This is a genomic window from Thalassomonas actiniarum, from assembly GCF_000948975.2.
Lineage (GTDB): Bacteria > Pseudomonadota > Gammaproteobacteria > Enterobacterales > Alteromonadaceae > Thalassomonas > Thalassomonas actiniarum.
The window spans coordinates 5697207-5712767 of record NZ_CP059735.1 but is presented as its reverse complement, the minus strand read 5'-3'; the positions used below and the strand labels follow the sequence as shown (position 1 = coordinate 5712767).

Genomic DNA, 15561 nt, shown 5'->3' with positions numbered 1-15561 from the left:
TGTCTGTAGATTTGGGCTATTTTTTAACACCTGACAGGGCCGAGTCTTATTTTTTGAAACTTAGATATAAGCAGAGTGACATTATTTCCCCTGTTTATTCAGCCTAAAGCCTTCATTAGATATGAAGTAAACCATAACTTACAAACCCGTCTTAATGCATTTCAAAAAAAGACCTCTTGCCGTTGATTTAACCAGCAAAGAGGTCTTTATTAATAGTGCTATCCAGTGAAAGAGGAGAGCACTCATTTCAGTATTTTTTATCACTAGCTGCTGATAAAAAGGCAGCAACCAAAGTCGCAACCCCTAAGTGCGCGAACACTCAGAGGTCGCTAACCACAACGAACTTCAACGGAGTACGTCATGGCTGAATATCATGATACGTCAGAGCCAGCCTCTGCAAAAGTAAAATATCCCATTTATCGGCAGTTTACTGTACTTGAAACGGTATGCGAGTCGCCCTCAAAAATCCGCGGCATAGGCATTAGCTATGCACCTGTTAGTCTTGAACCTTGTATTGTCCTCAGGGGAAAATGGCTCAGACAGGCCGGTTTTCCTATCGGTCAAAAGGTCAGTATTGAGATTAATCAAGAAAGGATGGTTATCACCCCTAAATAGTCTTGTTCAAACTCCTTCATTGAGGAATAAATTTAGAGGTAGACTGAGCAATTGTTAATAAAAGTAAAGTAGCTGCACCTCAAGTTAGGTGCCGTTGCTTTACTCGCTGGAAGAGGTTTTTTGGGGGGAATTTATTCTTCCTGAAACTGTCTTTTTTGACTGCAGATTTTTAACTTTTGCAAATTATTCAGTTAAATGGCGGTTGTTATTTCGCAGGAGTTAACTTACCTTTTATAAAGTATTTCACATGGTATAAAGGAACTATACATGGCAAATAACCACCTATCTCAAGGCTCGCTTACTGCAAAGGAATTGCAACGCCAATATCAAATTGCCGATCTGTTAGCCGCCAATCAGCATACTTTTATACAAATGAATAGTCAGGAGTTCATAGAACTCGTACTAAGTGTTAAAAAATTACAAGGGCTAACAGACTTGCAGGCAATGGATTGGGTTGTTCTGCAGGTAAATGATGCTCGTCTAAATCAGCATTGGCAAGAAAAGCGGAATAGCTTTAAGGGGTTGAGTAGTTACATTCCTGTGGCGTTGGATGTCAAAGCGTTATCTGTATTAGCTGCTGAGATGCAACGTAGTGGTAGTATGTTTTCTAAGTACCAGGTGAAAACATATTCTGGTAAAGCTCATATAATCTTTAAAGGTTATCCCGCCCTTAGGCAGCACTTAACTGGCACGCGTTATTTGGCAAACAACCCTAAAGTGATTCAACTAGGTGTTGGTAAGCTAGGTGCAATGAATTCAATAAAGGGCGGTTTTATTATTTCTTTGATTGTTTCTGCAGCGTTTCATTCTATAGAGCAGTTACTTGATGAAGAAAAAACATGGCATTATTTTGTCGCCGGTGTTGCTGTTGATGCATCGATAGCCCTGAGTAGTACAGCGATTGCTGCTGGCTTAGTATCTATGGCTGTGGGAACGGCTACTATGGTTACTATAGGGCCATTAATTGCGGTCGTGCTTATTGGTTCTATGATTGCGTATGGCGCTAATGTGCTAATAGATTCGAATAAGTTGACCTTGCAATTTGCTCACATATTGAGGCAGGCGGAAGCTAATTTTGATGAGAAAATTTCAGCTGCTAAAAATAAGATAAGTCAAATACATAAGCAGTCGAATGAAGATCCGTTTGGCTTCATGCATCGTCTTTTTGCAGTCCCCCAATTTAGAGGTTTATGATGTCAGGCAATAGTACTTATCTTGAAGAGCCTAAAGGTAATAAATATAAGTTGGCCTTAATTAGTGGTATATTGTTTTGTTTAGCTATTTCAGGTGTATTTATTGCTGAGTTGGGTGATGTTATTGATAACTTTGATAAACTCTCTTCAAAATCAATATTTGTGGAAGTGTGGCCGTTAACCTTTTCAGTGCCTTTTATTGTGGCGATTTTCGGATTATTAACTACTGCTTTTTATTTAAGATTGGTTGGTAAAATGACGGATAAAAAAGTATCTGTCGGGTTTAAATCTTTTTTTTTGTTGGCTGTAGGTTTGATTCTTTCCAGAATACTTTTTGAATTTATATCATCATCCTACCTTGAAAGTCAGGGGTATAGTTACTGTTATGATTACTCAGAGCACAGGGCCGGAACGCCAGATATTTGGGTGATAATGCCGCAATACTGTGTCAAAAGTAGCAATATTGTCAGCGGTGAGGTTTTAGCATGGATTTCAGAGCAGGAAAGGTTAGCTAACAGGCCCACAATACCCGAAGTAGAGGGTAAGGTACGTGAAAAGCTGGCAGCATATTCAAAACGTTTTTCTCAGTATTAGTTTGAGTTGCAGGCTTTAGTAAATACGAAGCAGCAACATTCTCTAGTATAGATTTCTCCTTTAAGTATAATGTTTTACGGATGTCATCTACTTCAGTGAAAAGGAGAGTCAATGCCCAAGAAAATCGTCTTTTTGAATATGTCTGATGATTTAGGTGTTGACGGTCATAAAGCCGTTACCGCGCTAAGAATTAAGAACCCTTCCGTTAGATTTAAAAATTATCATGTAAAGAAAACCGAGCAAGTCACTGAAATTGATATGGTGGACTTTTACCGGGCGTTTACCACGGGGGCCCATTATCCTGACTTTGGTACCGACCGGACTAAAATAAAGAACCTGTGCCAGGGGGCCACTCAAGTCATGCTTTCCATTCACGGCCCCATGACCAGCGTTAACTATGGCTTGATCCGTTCAACCTTAGGCCGACGTCCCGATGAACATGTTAGCTATCAGCAGCTAGCAAACTTGTTGCTTACCTTGTTTGTTCCCAATGTGCAGTATAATTTTAGTTTGGTGATGTGTTTTGGCGCGCGCAGTTCAAATTACCGCCTTGATCATGAGAACTTGGATCTCATCGACTGGACCGACAGTTTTGCCTATAAGCTGTACCAGCGTATCAGCCCGAATCGTTCGGTTCGTATGACCGCCAGAACCGGTGAGCTTAGCTTTAATACGGTAACCGGTAAGTCTGAAGTGCAAACCGAATTGGCGATTCAGGGCACATTAGATAACCAGGCCATCAGTCAGGAGGTGGGGGTAATACAATCTATTGCCTGGTGGAACCAAAATCGAAACCTTTTTTTAAATGCCGGTGGCGCCAAAGCGAACTTTGTTATTGCTTTAGTGACTGCCGAGCAGAATACTACGGCGGCCGATAAATTGACGGCCTTACGGGCATTAAGGCGCAACCATGGCTTACCTGCCCATGATTATGAAAGCCGGGAGCTGTTAAATTACCTTCGCCAGAAAATCCGCTTGGTGGAAGCTTCCGGGCGGCAAAACTCCGGGCCGCAGGGGAAGTATGGCAAATTGGTGTACAAGTATATCTACGGTATGGGCAATGTTATTTTTGCCAAATACCCAAACCCTGTTTGTGTGCATCCTAAACACTTAGGCCACGGTACGCCTGTGAGTCCCAGGTTATTAAAAAAGTTTGCCAAATAGCATTAACCTATTGGGCCTCAATTAGCTGGTATAGAGGCCCAGCTTTAATTTCAAAGTTTTACCCTATAAGTTTGTAAGTTAGCATTTACTCCGACCTCAATGTATTGCGTTGGCACTGCTGATATTGAATTGTGGCAGGGGAGAGCAAAACAAATTCAAGAGCCGGGCATATTTACGGCTCTGAGGTTTTTTGTCTGCCATTGACAGTTTGATACAAATAAAATCATGCCCTTTCATGTAAATATGATATTTTTCCGCTTCGTGTTAATAAACGAATAACCTCTTATGATCGAAAGAAAACCTGGGATCTATCCCGGTAGAAATAAATCCTCAGCCTATAAAGATCTGGTATGGACTGTGGCAACCTCATCCGATACGAATGTTGGCATCGAAGAACAAACCCGGCTGACCCTTGAAACAATTGAGAACAACTTGCTTGAAATGGCTTCGGATAAAAGCCGCATTGTCTCTGCCCAGGTTTATATCGCCAATATGCAGGACAAGGGAAAAATGGATGCGGTTTGGCAGGCCTGGCTGGGTACTGGGCCGCAGCATTGGCCGCAAAGGGCCTGCCTTGGGGTTACCCTTGAAGGGGATGTTTTAATTGAAGTGACAGTTACTGCGGTACGCGACACCGCTAAATAACCAGATGATAAAATTTACTAAATATCATGCCCTGGGCAATGATTACCTGATGGTTGACCCGAAAGATGTCGAGCAGCAGCCGAGCGAAAGTGAAGTTATCACCTTATGTCACCGTCATTACGGTATAGGCTCAGACGGCGTACTTTTTGGGCCTTTACCGGGAAGAAACGGTGATTTTTCCTTGAAGATTTTTAATCCCGACGGCAGTGAAGCGGAAAAAAGCGGCAATGGTTTGCGGATATTTTCCCGTTACCTTTGGGACCGAAAATTAGTCTCCAATGAGCCTTTTTTGATTGAAACGCCGGGAGGTGTTGTTCGTGCATCCGTGTCGTCATCGGGAAAGTCGGTTACGGTCGAGATGGGGCAAGTCTCCTTTAACCATGATGCGCCTAATTGTCTTATGGCAACAGCGGAAAATATTCAGGCATCAGATAAAGCTTTTATCGGTTACCGGGCAGATGTCGGTAATCCACACTGCGTTATTTTAGTTGACGAATTATCTCCTGACGTGGCCAGGAAGTACGGCCCGCTTATTGAGTGTCAGCCGAGGTTTAACAACAGGACAAATGTTCAGTTTGTTAAAGTCTTGGGACAAGAGCAGATACAGATCGAAATATGGGAGCGGGGGGCCGGTTATACCCTGGCGTCCGGGAGCAGCAGCGTGGCGGCAGCTGCCGTTGTCTATTGTCTTGGTTTGTGCCGGGAAAATATCTCGGTGCAGATGCCCGGAGGGATTATCGAGATAGCTTTGGATAAACAATTTAATGCCGTGATGACCGGGGCGGTTGGTAAAATCGCGGAAGGTAACTTGTGCGATGAGGCTTTATCTTGAAATAACTGCTGTCGTTCGCCAGCTTTATGCTGGGTTCGGGCTTGAACCGGGGAAGAAAACTTGAGCCGGAAAACTCTGCACTGACAGCTAGAATAAACAGCTTTATATCTGCCTGTTTATTGTTAATGTTACTTTTGAGGCCTTTCATAATCCTTACAATATCCTGGATGATTGGCTCTGTTGCCAAGTCTGGTTTTGTGACGGGGAGTTATTCAGCTTTGTTTGCTTTAGCTGCCTTGATTAATGCCATACGGGTGAGCACAGGACCGAATAATTCAAATATGATGGTGGTGCCTACCAATAAAGATAAGAGCTGTGATGCATATTCCGGATGTCGCTCGGCGGCCATTAAGGCCAATCCCAAGGCGACGCCTGCCTGGGGCAGCAAGCACCAGCCGATATGGTTTTGGATGATCTTATCTGCGCCCGCTATTTGTGCCCCGAAGTAGCCTCCTAAAATCTTGCCTGCTGATCGGGAAATGATATAGGCGCCGCCAATGTAGCCGATAAGGGAAAATGCCGAGATATCAAATTGAAAACCCGCCATAAAGAAAAATATGATCAGCAGGGGCGTGCTGATGCCTTCTATGGCGTGAAACGGGCGGGTATGATGGCGGGCAAAGTTGGCGACGACCGCCCCCAGTACTATGCTGGATAGAAGGTAAGATGCCCCTGATAGCTGGGCAAGCCCGCCGTTTAATAATACAAAACCCAAAGCTTCAATCAGGGTTGGCTCGCCCGAGGACAAGCGGCCGGTAAGTTTTGCCATCGGCCAGCCTATGGCACACCCTATCAGGATAGCCCCGAGAATTTCCCAGATGGCCTTAAAGAACCCCAGGTAAAGACCCGGAGAGCCGCTGATAAATTCTGCCGCAGCCAAACACAGGGCAAACAGGAAAATGCCAAAGGCATCGTCTATGGCGACAACTTTTAGTAATGTCCCCGGCAACAGGCCTTTTAAATGACTTTCTTTCACCACGTCCATGGTGGCTGCCGGGGCACTTGCCGGGGCTATTCCCGCCAGTAATAAGGCTAATATTATCGGAGCACTGAGCAGATAAAGCAGTAGAAAAACGAAAATTGATGCGGCAACGGATTCAAAAGCGGTGATGAGCCAGACGATTTTTCCAGATTTACTCAGGGTGCGGTAAATAAATTGCTCCCCCAATAAAAATCCCACCATGCACAAGGCGATTTGGCTGACGACAGGGAACCAGTTTTGTAGTTGGTGGGGAACGATATCCAGCGCGTTAGGGCTGGCAATAGCCCCTAATAGCAGTAGCAGGGTCACGCGGGGAATGTTGGTTCTTTTACCGGTCTCATGGGCTGCCAGGCCGATAAGAAACAGCAGGCCCAGGGTGACCAAGATACCGGCTGTTGATATCGTGTTGTTGATCAGCTCTTGCAAAAGCACACCTCTTGAAAAGGTAAACCGGTTTGGCGCCCGGGATTATATTTACCGGGAGAGGCAATGTACTGTATACCCGCAGCCCAAGTTTGAGCTTAGTTTATTTTTTAACGTGTTTTGCCAGTTTTTCCAGCTTTTCTTTCAGGCCTTTGGGGGCGTTGTCGGCGACCGCGAGCAATTGCTCGGCGGTTTTTTGTGACAACACTTGGGATTTTAGCGGCTTGTCTTTTGCTTCTTTTGTCGGGAAGCGCCTGTGCTGGTGGGGATTGACCTTGATCTCGATTTGCTGGAACTGATTATCGGTTTCAATTTGCAATTGTCGGCAAATTTTCATGCGCTCAAATTGCAGTCTTTGTGACCAGACCGGAGATTTAACCTCTATAATCAAAGTATTTGAGTGAAAGTTGGCGACTTTCCAAACGTCCTCTGGCAGATCGGGGCAAATTTGACGTACAATATCGGCTAATATTGCCAAAGAGTTGGTTTTTCGTTGAATTTGTGCCAAAGTGCCTGTCGTTGATTGGAACAGAGCTGACATATCTGCAGGTTTTTTTGACTTACGCGCCATGTTCAGACATCGGAAAATATAAATTAATATGAGTTTAACACTACTGTACCGCGGAAAGAATGTAAGATTCTCAATGAAGTTGAATAAATTTCATTGGATCTCCGCCGTTTCGGCGTTTGCCCTGGCCTCGGGTGTTATTTTTCACTTAATGTTTACCGCCGATGAAGTGCCAAGCCAGAATAATTACGCGCTAAATCAAGATTTCGACCAGCAGGATTTGGTAAACTCCCATGCCGATGAGCAGCAGTTAATGGCGCTGACCTTAAGGTTAGCCGAGTTGCAAAGTCAGGTGTTAAGATTAAATGCTTTGGGGGACAGGTTGGCCAGTGAAGCCAATATCCCGGAAAAAGAGTTTAATTTTGGCGAGTTGCCGCCCAGCGGTGGCCCGCTGTCTGAGGTCGATGATCCCCAGTTTTTGTCTCTGTCAGATTTGTTGTTAAGCATCGGTGATTTGACCGAGCAAATAAATCGTGAAGAAAAACAGCTGCAATTGCTTGAATCTGTGACTTTGGGACACCATATAGAGAACAGCAGTTATTTATCTGGTCGACCAATCAGTAAAGGCTGGTTGTCTTCCTACTTTGGTATGCGCAAGGATCCCTTTAGCGGCCGCCCTGCCATGCATAAAGGGGTTGATTTTGCCGGCAAGGAAGATGCTGCGATTATTGCCACGGCATCGGGTGTGGTAAGCTGGGCCGAACCGCGATATGGCTATGGTAATTTAATTGAAATTGACCATGGCGCTGGCCTTAAAACCAGATACGGGCATAATAAGACTTTATTGGTAAAAGTGGGTGATGTGGTCAGTAAGGGACAGGTGATTGCCCGGATGGGAAGCACGGGCCGTTCAACCGGTCCTCATGTTCACTATGAAATCTTACGTAACGGTAACCAGATCAATCCAATTAAGTACGTGTATCGTAAAGCCAAATAAATATTGGTAAAATTCGTTTTTTGTGATCGGCTTTGGCCGATCACTTTATTTTTAGGATGAAGATTTTCTTCAATTACATGGTTTAACAAGATGTTTGTAAAGTTATTAACAAAGCTGTTTGGTAGTCGCAATGACAGACTACTTAAGCAAATGCGAAAAGAAGTCAATAAAATAAATGCCTTAGAGCCAGTGATTGAAGCGCTGAGTGATGAAGAGCTAAAAAACAAAACGGCTGAGTTTAAAGAGCGTTTAGAGAAAAATGAAGCGCTTGAGCATATTTTACCAGAAGCCTTTGCCGTGGTGCGTGAAGCCAGTAAACGTGTATTCGGTATGCGTCACTTCGATGTACAAATGATAGGTGGTATGGTGCTGCATAACGGCCAAATCGCCGAAATGCGTACCGGTGAAGGTAAAACCTTAACCGCAACCTTGCCGGCTTACCTCAATGCCTTAACCGGCAACGGCGTTCACGTGATTACCGTCAATGACTACCTGGCCCGTCGTGATGCCGACTGGAGCCGGCCGTTATTTTCTTTCCTTGGTATGACGGTAGGTTGCAATATCCCGGGCATGTCTCCGACCGATAAGCAGGAAGCTTATCAGGCAGATATCACCTACGGTACCAACAACGAATTCGGTTTCGATTACCTGCGCGACAATATGGCCTTTGCGCCGTCAGAGCGGGCACAGAAAAAACTGAATTTTGCCATTATCGATGAAGTCGACTCCATCTTAATTGATGAAGCCCGTACCCCTTTGATTATTTCCGGACAGGCGGAAGACAGCTCTGAACTTTACCGCATGGTTAACACCGTAATACCGGGTTTAGAGCAGCAGGAAGAAGAAGATAAAGAAGGTGAAGAAAGTACCGGCGACTTTACCGTAGATGAAAAATCGAAACAGGTCTATTTGACCGAACGCGGTCAGGTGCGCATAGAAGAAATTATGCAGGAAAAAGGCCTGATCAAAGACGGCGAATCACTGTTTGCTGCCAGTAATATTTCCCTGCTGCATCATGTGATGGCGGGCTTGCGTGCCCATAAACTGTTCCAGAAAGACGTTGATTATATTGTTAAAGAAGGTGAGATCGTTATTGTTGATGAGCACACCGGACGTACCATGGAAGGCCGTCGCTGGTCAGAAGGTTTACATCAGGCGGTAGAGGCGAAGGAAGGGGTTAAGATCCAGAATGAAAACCAGACCCTGGCATCTATTACTTTCCAGAACTACTTCCGTCTTTATGAAAAATTATCCGGTATGACAGGTACCGCCGATACCGAAGCGTTCGAATTCCAGCATATTTATGGCCTGGAAACCGTGATCATCCCAACCAACCGGGCGATGATCCGTGACGACCGGGCAGATTTAATCTACCTGACCGCGGAAGAGAAATTTGAAGCGATTCTTGAAGACATTAAAGATTGTGTTGAGCGTGGCCAACCTGTACTGGTGGGTACCATCAGTATCGAAACTTCAGAGTTTTTATCCCAGTTCCTGAACAAGGCAAAAATCAAGCATAAGGTGCTTAATGCCAAGTTCCACGCACAGGAAGCAGAAATTGTTGCCGATGCCGGTAAAGAAGGGGCGGTAACTATCGCCACCAATATGGCGGGTCGTGGTACCGATATCGTACTTGGCGGTAACCTTGATGCCATGATTGCCAAGTTAAACAACCCTACCGAAGAACAAATTGCCAAGGTGAAAGCCGAGTGGCAGGAAGCACATGAGAAAGTCTTAGGACTGGGTGGTTTGCATATTGTTGCTACCGAGCGTCATGAGTCCCGCCGTATCGATAACCAGTTACGAGGCCGTTCAGGTCGTCAGGGTGATGCCGGTTCAACCCGTTTCTACCTGTCGATGGAAGATGGCCTGATGCGTATTTTCGCCTCAGAGCGTATCGCCAACATGATGCGTAAACTGGGTATGGAACATGGTGAAGCCATTGAGCATCCCTGGGTAACCCGTAGCATCGAAAACGCCCAGCGTAAGGTTGAAGGCCGCAACTTCGATATGCGTAAGCAGTTATTGGAATTTGATGATGTTGCCAATGATCAGCGTAAGGTGATTTACGAGCAGCGTAACGAGTTGCTGGATGAAGCCGATATTAAAGATGTGGTACATGCCATTCGCAGCGATGTTATCAACGGCATTATCGACCAGCATATTCCGCCGCAATCTCTGGAAGAAATGTGGGATGTCCCCGGCCTGGAAGAGCGCTTGAAAGGCGAGCTTAATACCACTTTACCTGTGGCCAAATGGCTTGAGGAAGATAAAAAGTTACACGAAGAAACCTTGCGTGAGAAAGTTGTTGCCGAGTTTGAAGGCACTTACCAGGCAAAAGAAGAGCAGGTCGGCGCCGATGTGCTGCGTCAGTTTGAAAAAGCGGTTATGCTGCAAAGCCTGGACTCGCACTGGAAGGAACACTTGTCGGCAATGGATCACTTGCGTCAGGGTATTCACCTGCGCGGTTATGCCCAGAAGAATCCTAAGCAGGAATATAAGCGTGAATCTTTCGAGTTATTCTCTGAGATGCTGGAAAACCTTAAATATGACGTGATCGGTATTTTAAGCAAGGTACAAATTCAGGCGGAATCTGATGTTGAAGCGGTTGAAGAGCAACACAGAAAAGCAGAAGAAGTGCCGAAAGAGTTTAACCACGAGTCGGTGAATAACCCAGCTGCCGCGCAGCCGGAACAGCCAAGGGTGGGACGTAATGAGCCTTGTCCTTGCGGCTCAGGTAAAAAGTATAAGCAATGTCACGGTAAACTGAGTTAACCGTTACCTAGCAAAGTGATTAAATGCCAGTCCAGTGACTGGCATTTTTATATGCAGGAAGCACGGTCAGCTTACTGGTTCCTGACGTAAGCTAAGTACCTGCATCCCTGCAGGTAATGCCGTGCTCACATGGAGGTGAAAGAACGGCGATGTTTAAGATAAAAAAATAAGTTTTATAAGTTGTAAGGAAAATTTTATGAGCAAGTTGGTACATGTTGCGGTAGGGGTTATTTGTCGTGAACAGGAAACTTTCCTTACCAGGCGCCTTGAAGGCACCCATATGGCCGGGAAATGGGAATTTCCCGGGGGGAAGGTGGAAAGTGATGAAACCGTGGCCCAGGCGCTCTCTCGTGAGCTCAAGGAGGAAGTCGGAATAGATGTACTTGCCTGCAGCCCGTTAATTAATATTGAGCATGATTACGGGGTGAAAAAGGTCTTACTGGAAGTGTTTCTCGTTGATCAATTCCAGGGAGAACCAGAAGCTCAGGAAGGGCAAGAGCAGCAATGGCTGGATGTCAGTGCTTTATCCGAAGTGGACTTTCCCGATGCCAACCAGCCCATAGTTGATAAGGTAAAACAATACTTTTTCGGCTAAGTAAGATAACCCGGTAATAACTTAGTGCCGGTTTTATTCCGGCTCGACAAAAAATTTGTTGTGCAGTAAAAACTCGCTTTCCAGCGCATCCAACATATCTTCGGTCATCACTTCCGGTCCCTGGATCGGTTGTGAAATCTTGTTGCTTTCTTCCGCCCAGTCACCCAAATCAATCAATTGGCAACGTTTCGAGCAAAAAGGGCGGTAGGTGCTTTCACTCTGCCAGAGAACTTGTTTTTTACAGGTTGGGCAAGGAACTTTTAAGGTCATAACAATAGTATTGAGAGGGTTTGTGTTAAGTATAAATAAATCTGTAAATGAAGGCTATGTTAACCGTCGAAATTAACCCTGAGTCGTTTGTTAACAGCGGGCCAATTGAAAGGCGGTACTTTGATTGGAGTAACGGCGTCCGGCTTCTTCGCAGGGCAACATAAAGCGGATGGAGTAGCGGAACTTATTGCCGCTGACGGTGGGGAAATAATCCGCGCTTTGCGGGACTTTTATTCGCAGCAGCAACAGCCCTTCGCCGTTGGCCTGGTAAAAGCCATTTTCCGAGATGATCTCTTCAAATGCCGCCCTTTGCCGGATGAACTTTAATACCAAATCCAGGGCGCTGATAATTTGCGTTAACAGAGACAGCCAGTACTCGGTATCTAGTTGGATCTTTTCAACCGGTTGATGCAGCCAGAACTGTAATTGCGGCAGATCAAAACTTGAACTTCCCCCCTGGATGGCAAACCTCTGTTTGATACTCGACAGTAACTTGTCGTCTTTTAACTGGCACCACAGCGGAGGGGTAACTTTTAATTGACTGATCAAACCTTTCGTCTGTTGCAGGTTTACTTCTATGGCACTGATATCTATGTTCGGGGCATCTAACCACTTGCCCAGGTTGTGCTCCAGCTTTTCCAAATCTTTGATCAGATCGCCGCGGATATCATTGCGCTCTAAGGTATCTATGATGGCAAATAACGCATTGAAAAAAACCTGGTGGCCGGTTTGAATATTGTTTTGCAGGTGACAGAGACTAGCTTGAGCAAATAGCTGCTCTAACTTTAAATAGTTGCGAATGCGCTCATTCAGTGGATGTTCGTATAAAACCGTTGTCATAACAAGACTTTGTCAATACCAATATGCTTATATTAACCAGAGATAGTGAAAATGGCGAATTTTTTTCCAGATAACTGGCTTTTTACCGTACTTTTGCTTCGATTATTTGCAAGTAAATGTGTTTAAACCGCCTGATCGTTAACTTACCACTAACTGACTGGTTTGGCAAAATACCTCGGCTGCTGATCATCAATAACCGTTTTTACCTATATTCAGTTAGACCTTGGTAACTTATGTCTGTTCTCGGAACATTTGTAAGTACTTTCCATGTATGTCAGCCACTTGCTTTTGCGCTTGTGCTAAGTTTTCCGATTCATTTAAAAATACGTCATCAGCAACTTCGAGCCTTTGCTGACGTGATGCCTGGCTGTTGATGATTAATTTTATCTCTTGCGCCGAACTGGTGTCGCGTCTTAAGGTGCGCTCAAGTTGTGTTTGCTCACAGACATCGACAACCAATACCCTGTCTACCAGACTGTGAAGGTTATTTTCGATAAGTAAAGGCGCTACCAGCAAGCAATAAACCCCGGGAGCCTGTTTGGCCTGCGCTAATAAGTTTTGGCGAATTAGCGGGTGCAATAACTGGTTTAGCCAGGCCTTATCTTGTGGTTGATTAAAGATGCGGGTACGCAATAAGGCGCGGTTAAGTGCGCCGTTGTTATCGATAAACTCAGGGCCAAAGTGCTGGGCTATTTTTTCCAGGCTTGGGCTACCCGGGGCGACAACTTCCCGGGCGACAATATCGGCATCAACGATGGCGACATCTAGTTCGGCAAACATATTGGCGATAGTGGTTTTGCCGCTGCCAATGCCGCCGGTCAGGCCGATGATATAATCAGACATAAATTTCCATGCAAACTATTTTTAATGATAAAGCGGCTTTTTGCGCCGCATAAAGTGTTTAAATTCCAACTAGGGTTAACCGAGTTGTCCCAGGTACCATTGCCACATCGGCATGCCCCATAACATAGTGATCCAGCCGGCGACGGCCAGGTAGGGGCCGAACGGGATGGCCTGGTCTCTTTGATGGTTTTTGAATACAATCAAGGCGATGCCGATAATGGCACCGACGGCGGATGCCATTAAGATCAACAAAGGCAATAACTGCCAGCCGGCCCAGGCGCCAAATACCGCCAACAGTTTAAAGTCACCCTGGCCCATACCTTCTTTACCCGTTAACAGTTTAAACAGCCAAAAGACACTGAACAAACTGAGATAGCCGGCCGTAGCGCCGATAACGGCGTCGGCTAGCGGTACAAAAGTGCCGCTGATATTGATTAATAATCCCAGCCAAACCAGGGGGAGGGTGATTTGATCCGGTAAGATCATATGGTCGAGATCTATCATGGTCAGGCAAATCAGACTCCAGGTAAGTACCAACATCAACAGGGTTTGCAAGGAAGCGCCATAATGCATGGCAATGACTAAACTGAGCAGGGCGGTTGCGGTTTCTACCAGGGGGTAACGCCAGGAAATTGCCTTTTGGCATTGGCTGCATTTTCCCCGCAGCCATAACCAGCTGACGACGGGAATATTTTCATAAAAGCGGATTGCATGACCACAGTGAGGGCAGGTAGAAGCCGGGGATGACAGTGTGATTGCCTGGGTTGTTTTTGCCGGGCTGTTTTGCAGTTCATCTGCCAGGTACTCCCTGCATTCAAGATACCATTCGTGTTCCAGCATTTTAGGCAGGCGGTAGATCACGACATTTAAAAAGCTGCCTACCATCAGGGAAAATACTGCCACGGTCAGGTACAGGTATAAGGGGGAGGATGTTAACAGGAACGTGAACTCATCAAACACGGGATTACCTTTATATGATTATTATTTTCCTGCCCTTTGCTAGCGACAGCTTTATACTATCATGCCGATTTGGAAAATAGGCAGATACATGGCGATGATAAGTCCGCCAATCACCACCCCTAAAACCGCCATTATCATAGGCTCAAGTAAACTAGTCAATGAATCTACCGCGTTATCGACTTCCTGTTCGTATACCGTGGCCACTTTTGCAAGCATGTCATCCACGGCTCCGGACTCCTCCCCTATGGCGACCATCTGGATCACCATATCGGGGAAAATGCTGCAATTACGCATGGCCAAATTCATTTGCATGCCGGAAGAAACTTCGGTGCGGATCTCCAAAATGGCATCCCTGAAGACCGCATTGCCGGAGGCTCCGGCAGCGGATGCCAGGGCGTCGATTAACGGTACCCCGGCTGCAAAGGTGGTGGATAGGGTTCTGGCATAGCGGGCGATGGCGGCTTTTTGTAATAATTCCCCGATGACAGGCAGTTTTAAAATATTTTTATCGACATTATCACGTAGCTTGGGGCTGTTTCTATGGGCGCGCTTAAACAGGAAACCGCCGATAAATATTGCCGCTAGCATCATGTACCAATAACTTTGCATAAATTCAGAGATGCCGATGACAAATAGGGTAAAACCGGGGAGCTCGGCGCCAAAGCCGGCAAAAATATCCTGAAAAACCGGGACTACAAAGATCAATAGTATAGAGGTAACGATAGTGGCAATCACCAGCACGGCAATGGGGTAGGTCATGGCTTTTTTGATTTTTGCCTTAAGGGCTTCCGCTTTTTCTTTGTAGGTGGCGATGCGGTCATAGATGGTTTCCAGTGCCCCGGACTGTTCACCTGAATGGACAAGGTCGCAATATAGTTCATCAAAAAAAAGCGGATGTTCACGTAAACATTCTGAAAGCGGGATGCCGGATTGGAGTTTATTACCAATTTCTCCCAATAGCTTTTGCATATTGCCATTATTGTGGCCCTTGCCGATCATTTCTATGGTTTGCACCAAAGGTACGCCGGCGCCGAGCATGGTTGCTACTTGCCGGGTCATCACTGCAATATCGGCTGCTACGATAGGCTTATCGCCACCAAGGCCAAACAGGGGTTTAGGTTTCTTTTTAATGCGCCCGGGAGTAATGCCCTGCTTTCTCAGTTGGCTTTTAAGTTCTAGCACACTGGCGGCAGATAACTCACCTTTTACCTTTTTTCCTTTGCGGTTGACTCCTTGCCAGGTGAAACTATCAAGCGCTTTCGGAACTGGAACTTTTGCATTACTCGCCGCCATATGATCACCTTATTATCCTGGTTCTGGTTAAA

16 protein-coding genes are annotated in these 15561 nt (G+C 45.6%); 9 read left to right on the top strand and 7 right to left on the bottom strand.

What is annotated here, in order from left to right:
* The first annotated feature begins 360 nt into the window (after window positions 1-360).
* The 6 genes from SG35_RS24910 (at window position 361) to dapF (ending at window position 5043) form a co-directional block, all read left to right on the top strand.
* A complete protein-coding gene (locus tag SG35_RS24910; RefSeq protein ID WP_044835931.1) occupies window positions 361-615 on the top strand; it encodes a SymE family type I addiction module toxin in 255 nt (84 codons plus the stop codon).
* A 267-nt stretch (window positions 616-882) separates the two neighbouring features.
* Window positions 883-1809 carry a hypothetical protein gene (locus SG35_RS24905; RefSeq protein WP_044835932.1) on the top strand — a complete coding sequence of 309 codons (927 nt, stop codon included), beginning with the start codon at window positions 883-885 and terminating at the stop codon, window positions 1807-1809.
* Window positions 1806-2402, top strand: a complete 597-nt coding sequence (locus SG35_RS24900) for a hypothetical protein (RefSeq protein WP_152646826.1) — start codon at window positions 1806-1808, stop codon at window positions 2400-2402. The genes SG35_RS24905 and SG35_RS24900 overlap by 4 nt, the downstream gene beginning before the upstream one ends.
* A 111-nt stretch (window positions 2403-2513) precedes the next feature.
* Window positions 2514-3566, top strand: a complete 1053-nt coding sequence (locus SG35_RS24895) for a hypothetical protein (protein ID WP_044835934.1) — start codon at window positions 2514-2516, stop codon at window positions 3564-3566.
* 285 nt (window positions 3567-3851) lie between these two features.
* Window positions 3852-4211, top strand: a complete 360-nt coding sequence (locus SG35_RS24890; protein WP_044835935.1) for a RidA family protein — start codon at window positions 3852-3854, stop codon at window positions 4209-4211.
* Window positions 4212-4215: 4 nt separating this feature from the next.
* Entirely contained in the window at window positions 4216-5043 is an 828-nt protein-coding gene (gene dapF / locus SG35_RS24885; RefSeq protein ID WP_201777846.1) for a diaminopimelate epimerase, read from the top strand.
* A gap of 208 nt (window positions 5044-5251) precedes the next feature.
* On the opposite strand, the gene SG35_RS24880 is transcribed toward dapF, so the two are convergent.
* The gene (locus SG35_RS24880; RefSeq protein WP_160298404.1) at window positions 5252-6451 is read right to left on the bottom strand and encodes a cation:proton antiporter; all 1200 of its coding nucleotides are present in this window, start codon (window positions 6449-6451) and stop codon (window positions 5252-5254) included.
* Window positions 6452-6551: 100 nt separating this feature from the next.
* Window positions 6552-6989, bottom strand: coding sequence for a DUF721 domain-containing protein (locus SG35_RS24875; RefSeq protein ID WP_236702714.1), 438 nt, complete (start codon window positions 6987-6989; stop codon window positions 6552-6554).
* Window positions 6990-7047: 58 nt separating this feature from the next.
* On the opposite strand from SG35_RS24875, the gene SG35_RS24870 reads away from it, so the two are divergent.
* From SG35_RS24870 to mutT, 3 genes are all read left to right on the top strand, one after another.
* Window positions 7048-7953, top strand: coding sequence for a M23 family metallopeptidase (locus SG35_RS24870; RefSeq protein ID WP_044835937.1), 906 nt, complete (start codon window positions 7048-7050; stop codon window positions 7951-7953).
* Window positions 7954-8043: 90 nt separating this feature from the next.
* Window positions 8044-10728, top strand: coding sequence for a preprotein translocase subunit SecA (gene secA, locus SG35_RS24865; protein ID WP_044835938.1), 2685 nt, complete (start codon window positions 8044-8046; stop codon window positions 10726-10728).
* A 196-nt stretch (window positions 10729-10924) separates the two neighbouring features.
* Window positions 10925-11323 (top strand): 8-oxo-dGTP diphosphatase MutT, encoded by a 399-nt coding sequence (mutT, locus tag SG35_RS24860; protein ID WP_044835939.1) that lies wholly within the window; start codon window positions 10925-10927, stop codon window positions 11321-11323.
* Between the two features lie 33 nt (window positions 11324-11356).
* Here mutT and yacG read toward each other — a convergent pair whose 3' ends face one another.
* The 5 genes from yacG to SG35_RS24835 all read right to left on the bottom strand — a co-directional run bounded on the left by yacG (window position 11357) and on the right by SG35_RS24835 (window position 15529).
* Entirely contained in the window at window positions 11357-11593 is a 237-nt protein-coding gene (gene yacG, locus SG35_RS24855; RefSeq protein ID WP_044835940.1) for a DNA gyrase inhibitor YacG, read from the bottom strand.
* A gap of 90 nt (window positions 11594-11683) precedes the next feature.
* Window positions 11684-12433 carry a cell division protein ZapD gene (zapD, locus tag SG35_RS24850; RefSeq protein ID WP_044835941.1) on the bottom strand — a complete coding sequence of 250 codons (750 nt, stop codon included), beginning with the start codon at window positions 12431-12433 and terminating at the stop codon, window positions 11684-11686.
* A gap of 231 nt (window positions 12434-12664) precedes the next feature.
* On the bottom strand, window positions 12665-13276 hold the full coding sequence (coaE, locus tag SG35_RS24845; protein ID WP_044835942.1) for a dephospho-CoA kinase: 612 nt from the start codon (window positions 13274-13276) through the stop codon (window positions 12665-12667).
* A 75-nt stretch (window positions 13277-13351) separates the two neighbouring features.
* A complete protein-coding gene (locus SG35_RS24840; protein ID WP_274055281.1) occupies window positions 13352-14236 on the bottom strand; it encodes a prepilin peptidase in 885 nt (294 codons plus the stop codon).
* A gap of 51 nt (window positions 14237-14287) precedes the next feature.
* The gene (locus SG35_RS24835) at window positions 14288-15529 is read right to left on the bottom strand and encodes a type II secretion system F family protein (RefSeq protein WP_044835943.1); all 1242 of its coding nucleotides are present in this window, start codon (window positions 15527-15529) and stop codon (window positions 14288-14290) included.
* Between the last annotated feature and the right edge of the window lie 32 nt (window positions 15530-15561).

Excerpts from the sequence above, each read along its gene's own strand:
- SG35_RS24910 (WP_044835931.1), top strand. The coding sequence starts at position 361 with ATGGCTGAATATCATGATACGTCAGAGCCAGCCTCTGCAAAAGTAAAA.
- SG35_RS24905 (WP_044835932.1), top strand. The coding sequence starts at position 883 with ATGGCAAATAACCACCTATCTCAAGGCTCGCTTACTGCAAAGGAATTG.
- SG35_RS24900 (WP_152646826.1), top strand. The coding sequence starts at position 1,806 with ATGATGTCAGGCAATAGTACTTATCTTGAAGAGCCTAAAGGTAATAAA.
- SG35_RS24895 (WP_044835934.1), top strand. The coding sequence starts at position 2,514 with ATGCCCAAGAAAATCGTCTTTTTGAATATGTCTGATGATTTAGGTGTT.
- SG35_RS24890 (WP_044835935.1), top strand. The coding sequence starts at position 3,852 with ATGATCGAAAGAAAACCTGGGATCTATCCCGGTAGAAATAAATCCTCA.
- dapF (WP_201777846.1), top strand. The coding sequence starts at position 4,216 with ATGATAAAATTTACTAAATATCATGCCCTGGGCAATGATTACCTGATG.
- SG35_RS24875 (WP_236702714.1), bottom strand. The coding sequence starts at position 6,989 with ATGTCAGCTCTGTTCCAATCAACGACAGGCACTTTGGCACAAATTCAA.
- SG35_RS24870 (WP_044835937.1), top strand. The coding sequence starts at position 7,048 with ATGAGTTTAACACTACTGTACCGCGGAAAGAATGTAAGATTCTCAATG.
- secA (WP_044835938.1), top strand. The coding sequence starts at position 8,044 with ATGTTTGTAAAGTTATTAACAAAGCTGTTTGGTAGTCGCAATGACAGA.
- mutT (WP_044835939.1), top strand. The coding sequence starts at position 10,925 with ATGAGCAAGTTGGTACATGTTGCGGTAGGGGTTATTTGTCGTGAACAG.
- yacG (WP_044835940.1), bottom strand. The coding sequence starts at position 11,593 with ATGACCTTAAAAGTTCCTTGCCCAACCTGTAAAAAACAAGTTCTCTGG.
- zapD (WP_044835941.1), bottom strand. The coding sequence starts at position 12,433 with ATGACAACGGTTTTATACGAACATCCACTGAATGAGCGCATTCGCAAC.
- coaE (WP_044835942.1), bottom strand. The coding sequence starts at position 13,276 with ATGTCTGATTATATCATCGGCCTGACCGGCGGCATTGGCAGCGGCAAA.
- SG35_RS24835 (WP_044835943.1), bottom strand. The coding sequence starts at position 15,529 with ATGGCGGCGAGTAATGCAAAAGTTCCAGTTCCGAAAGCGCTTGATAGT.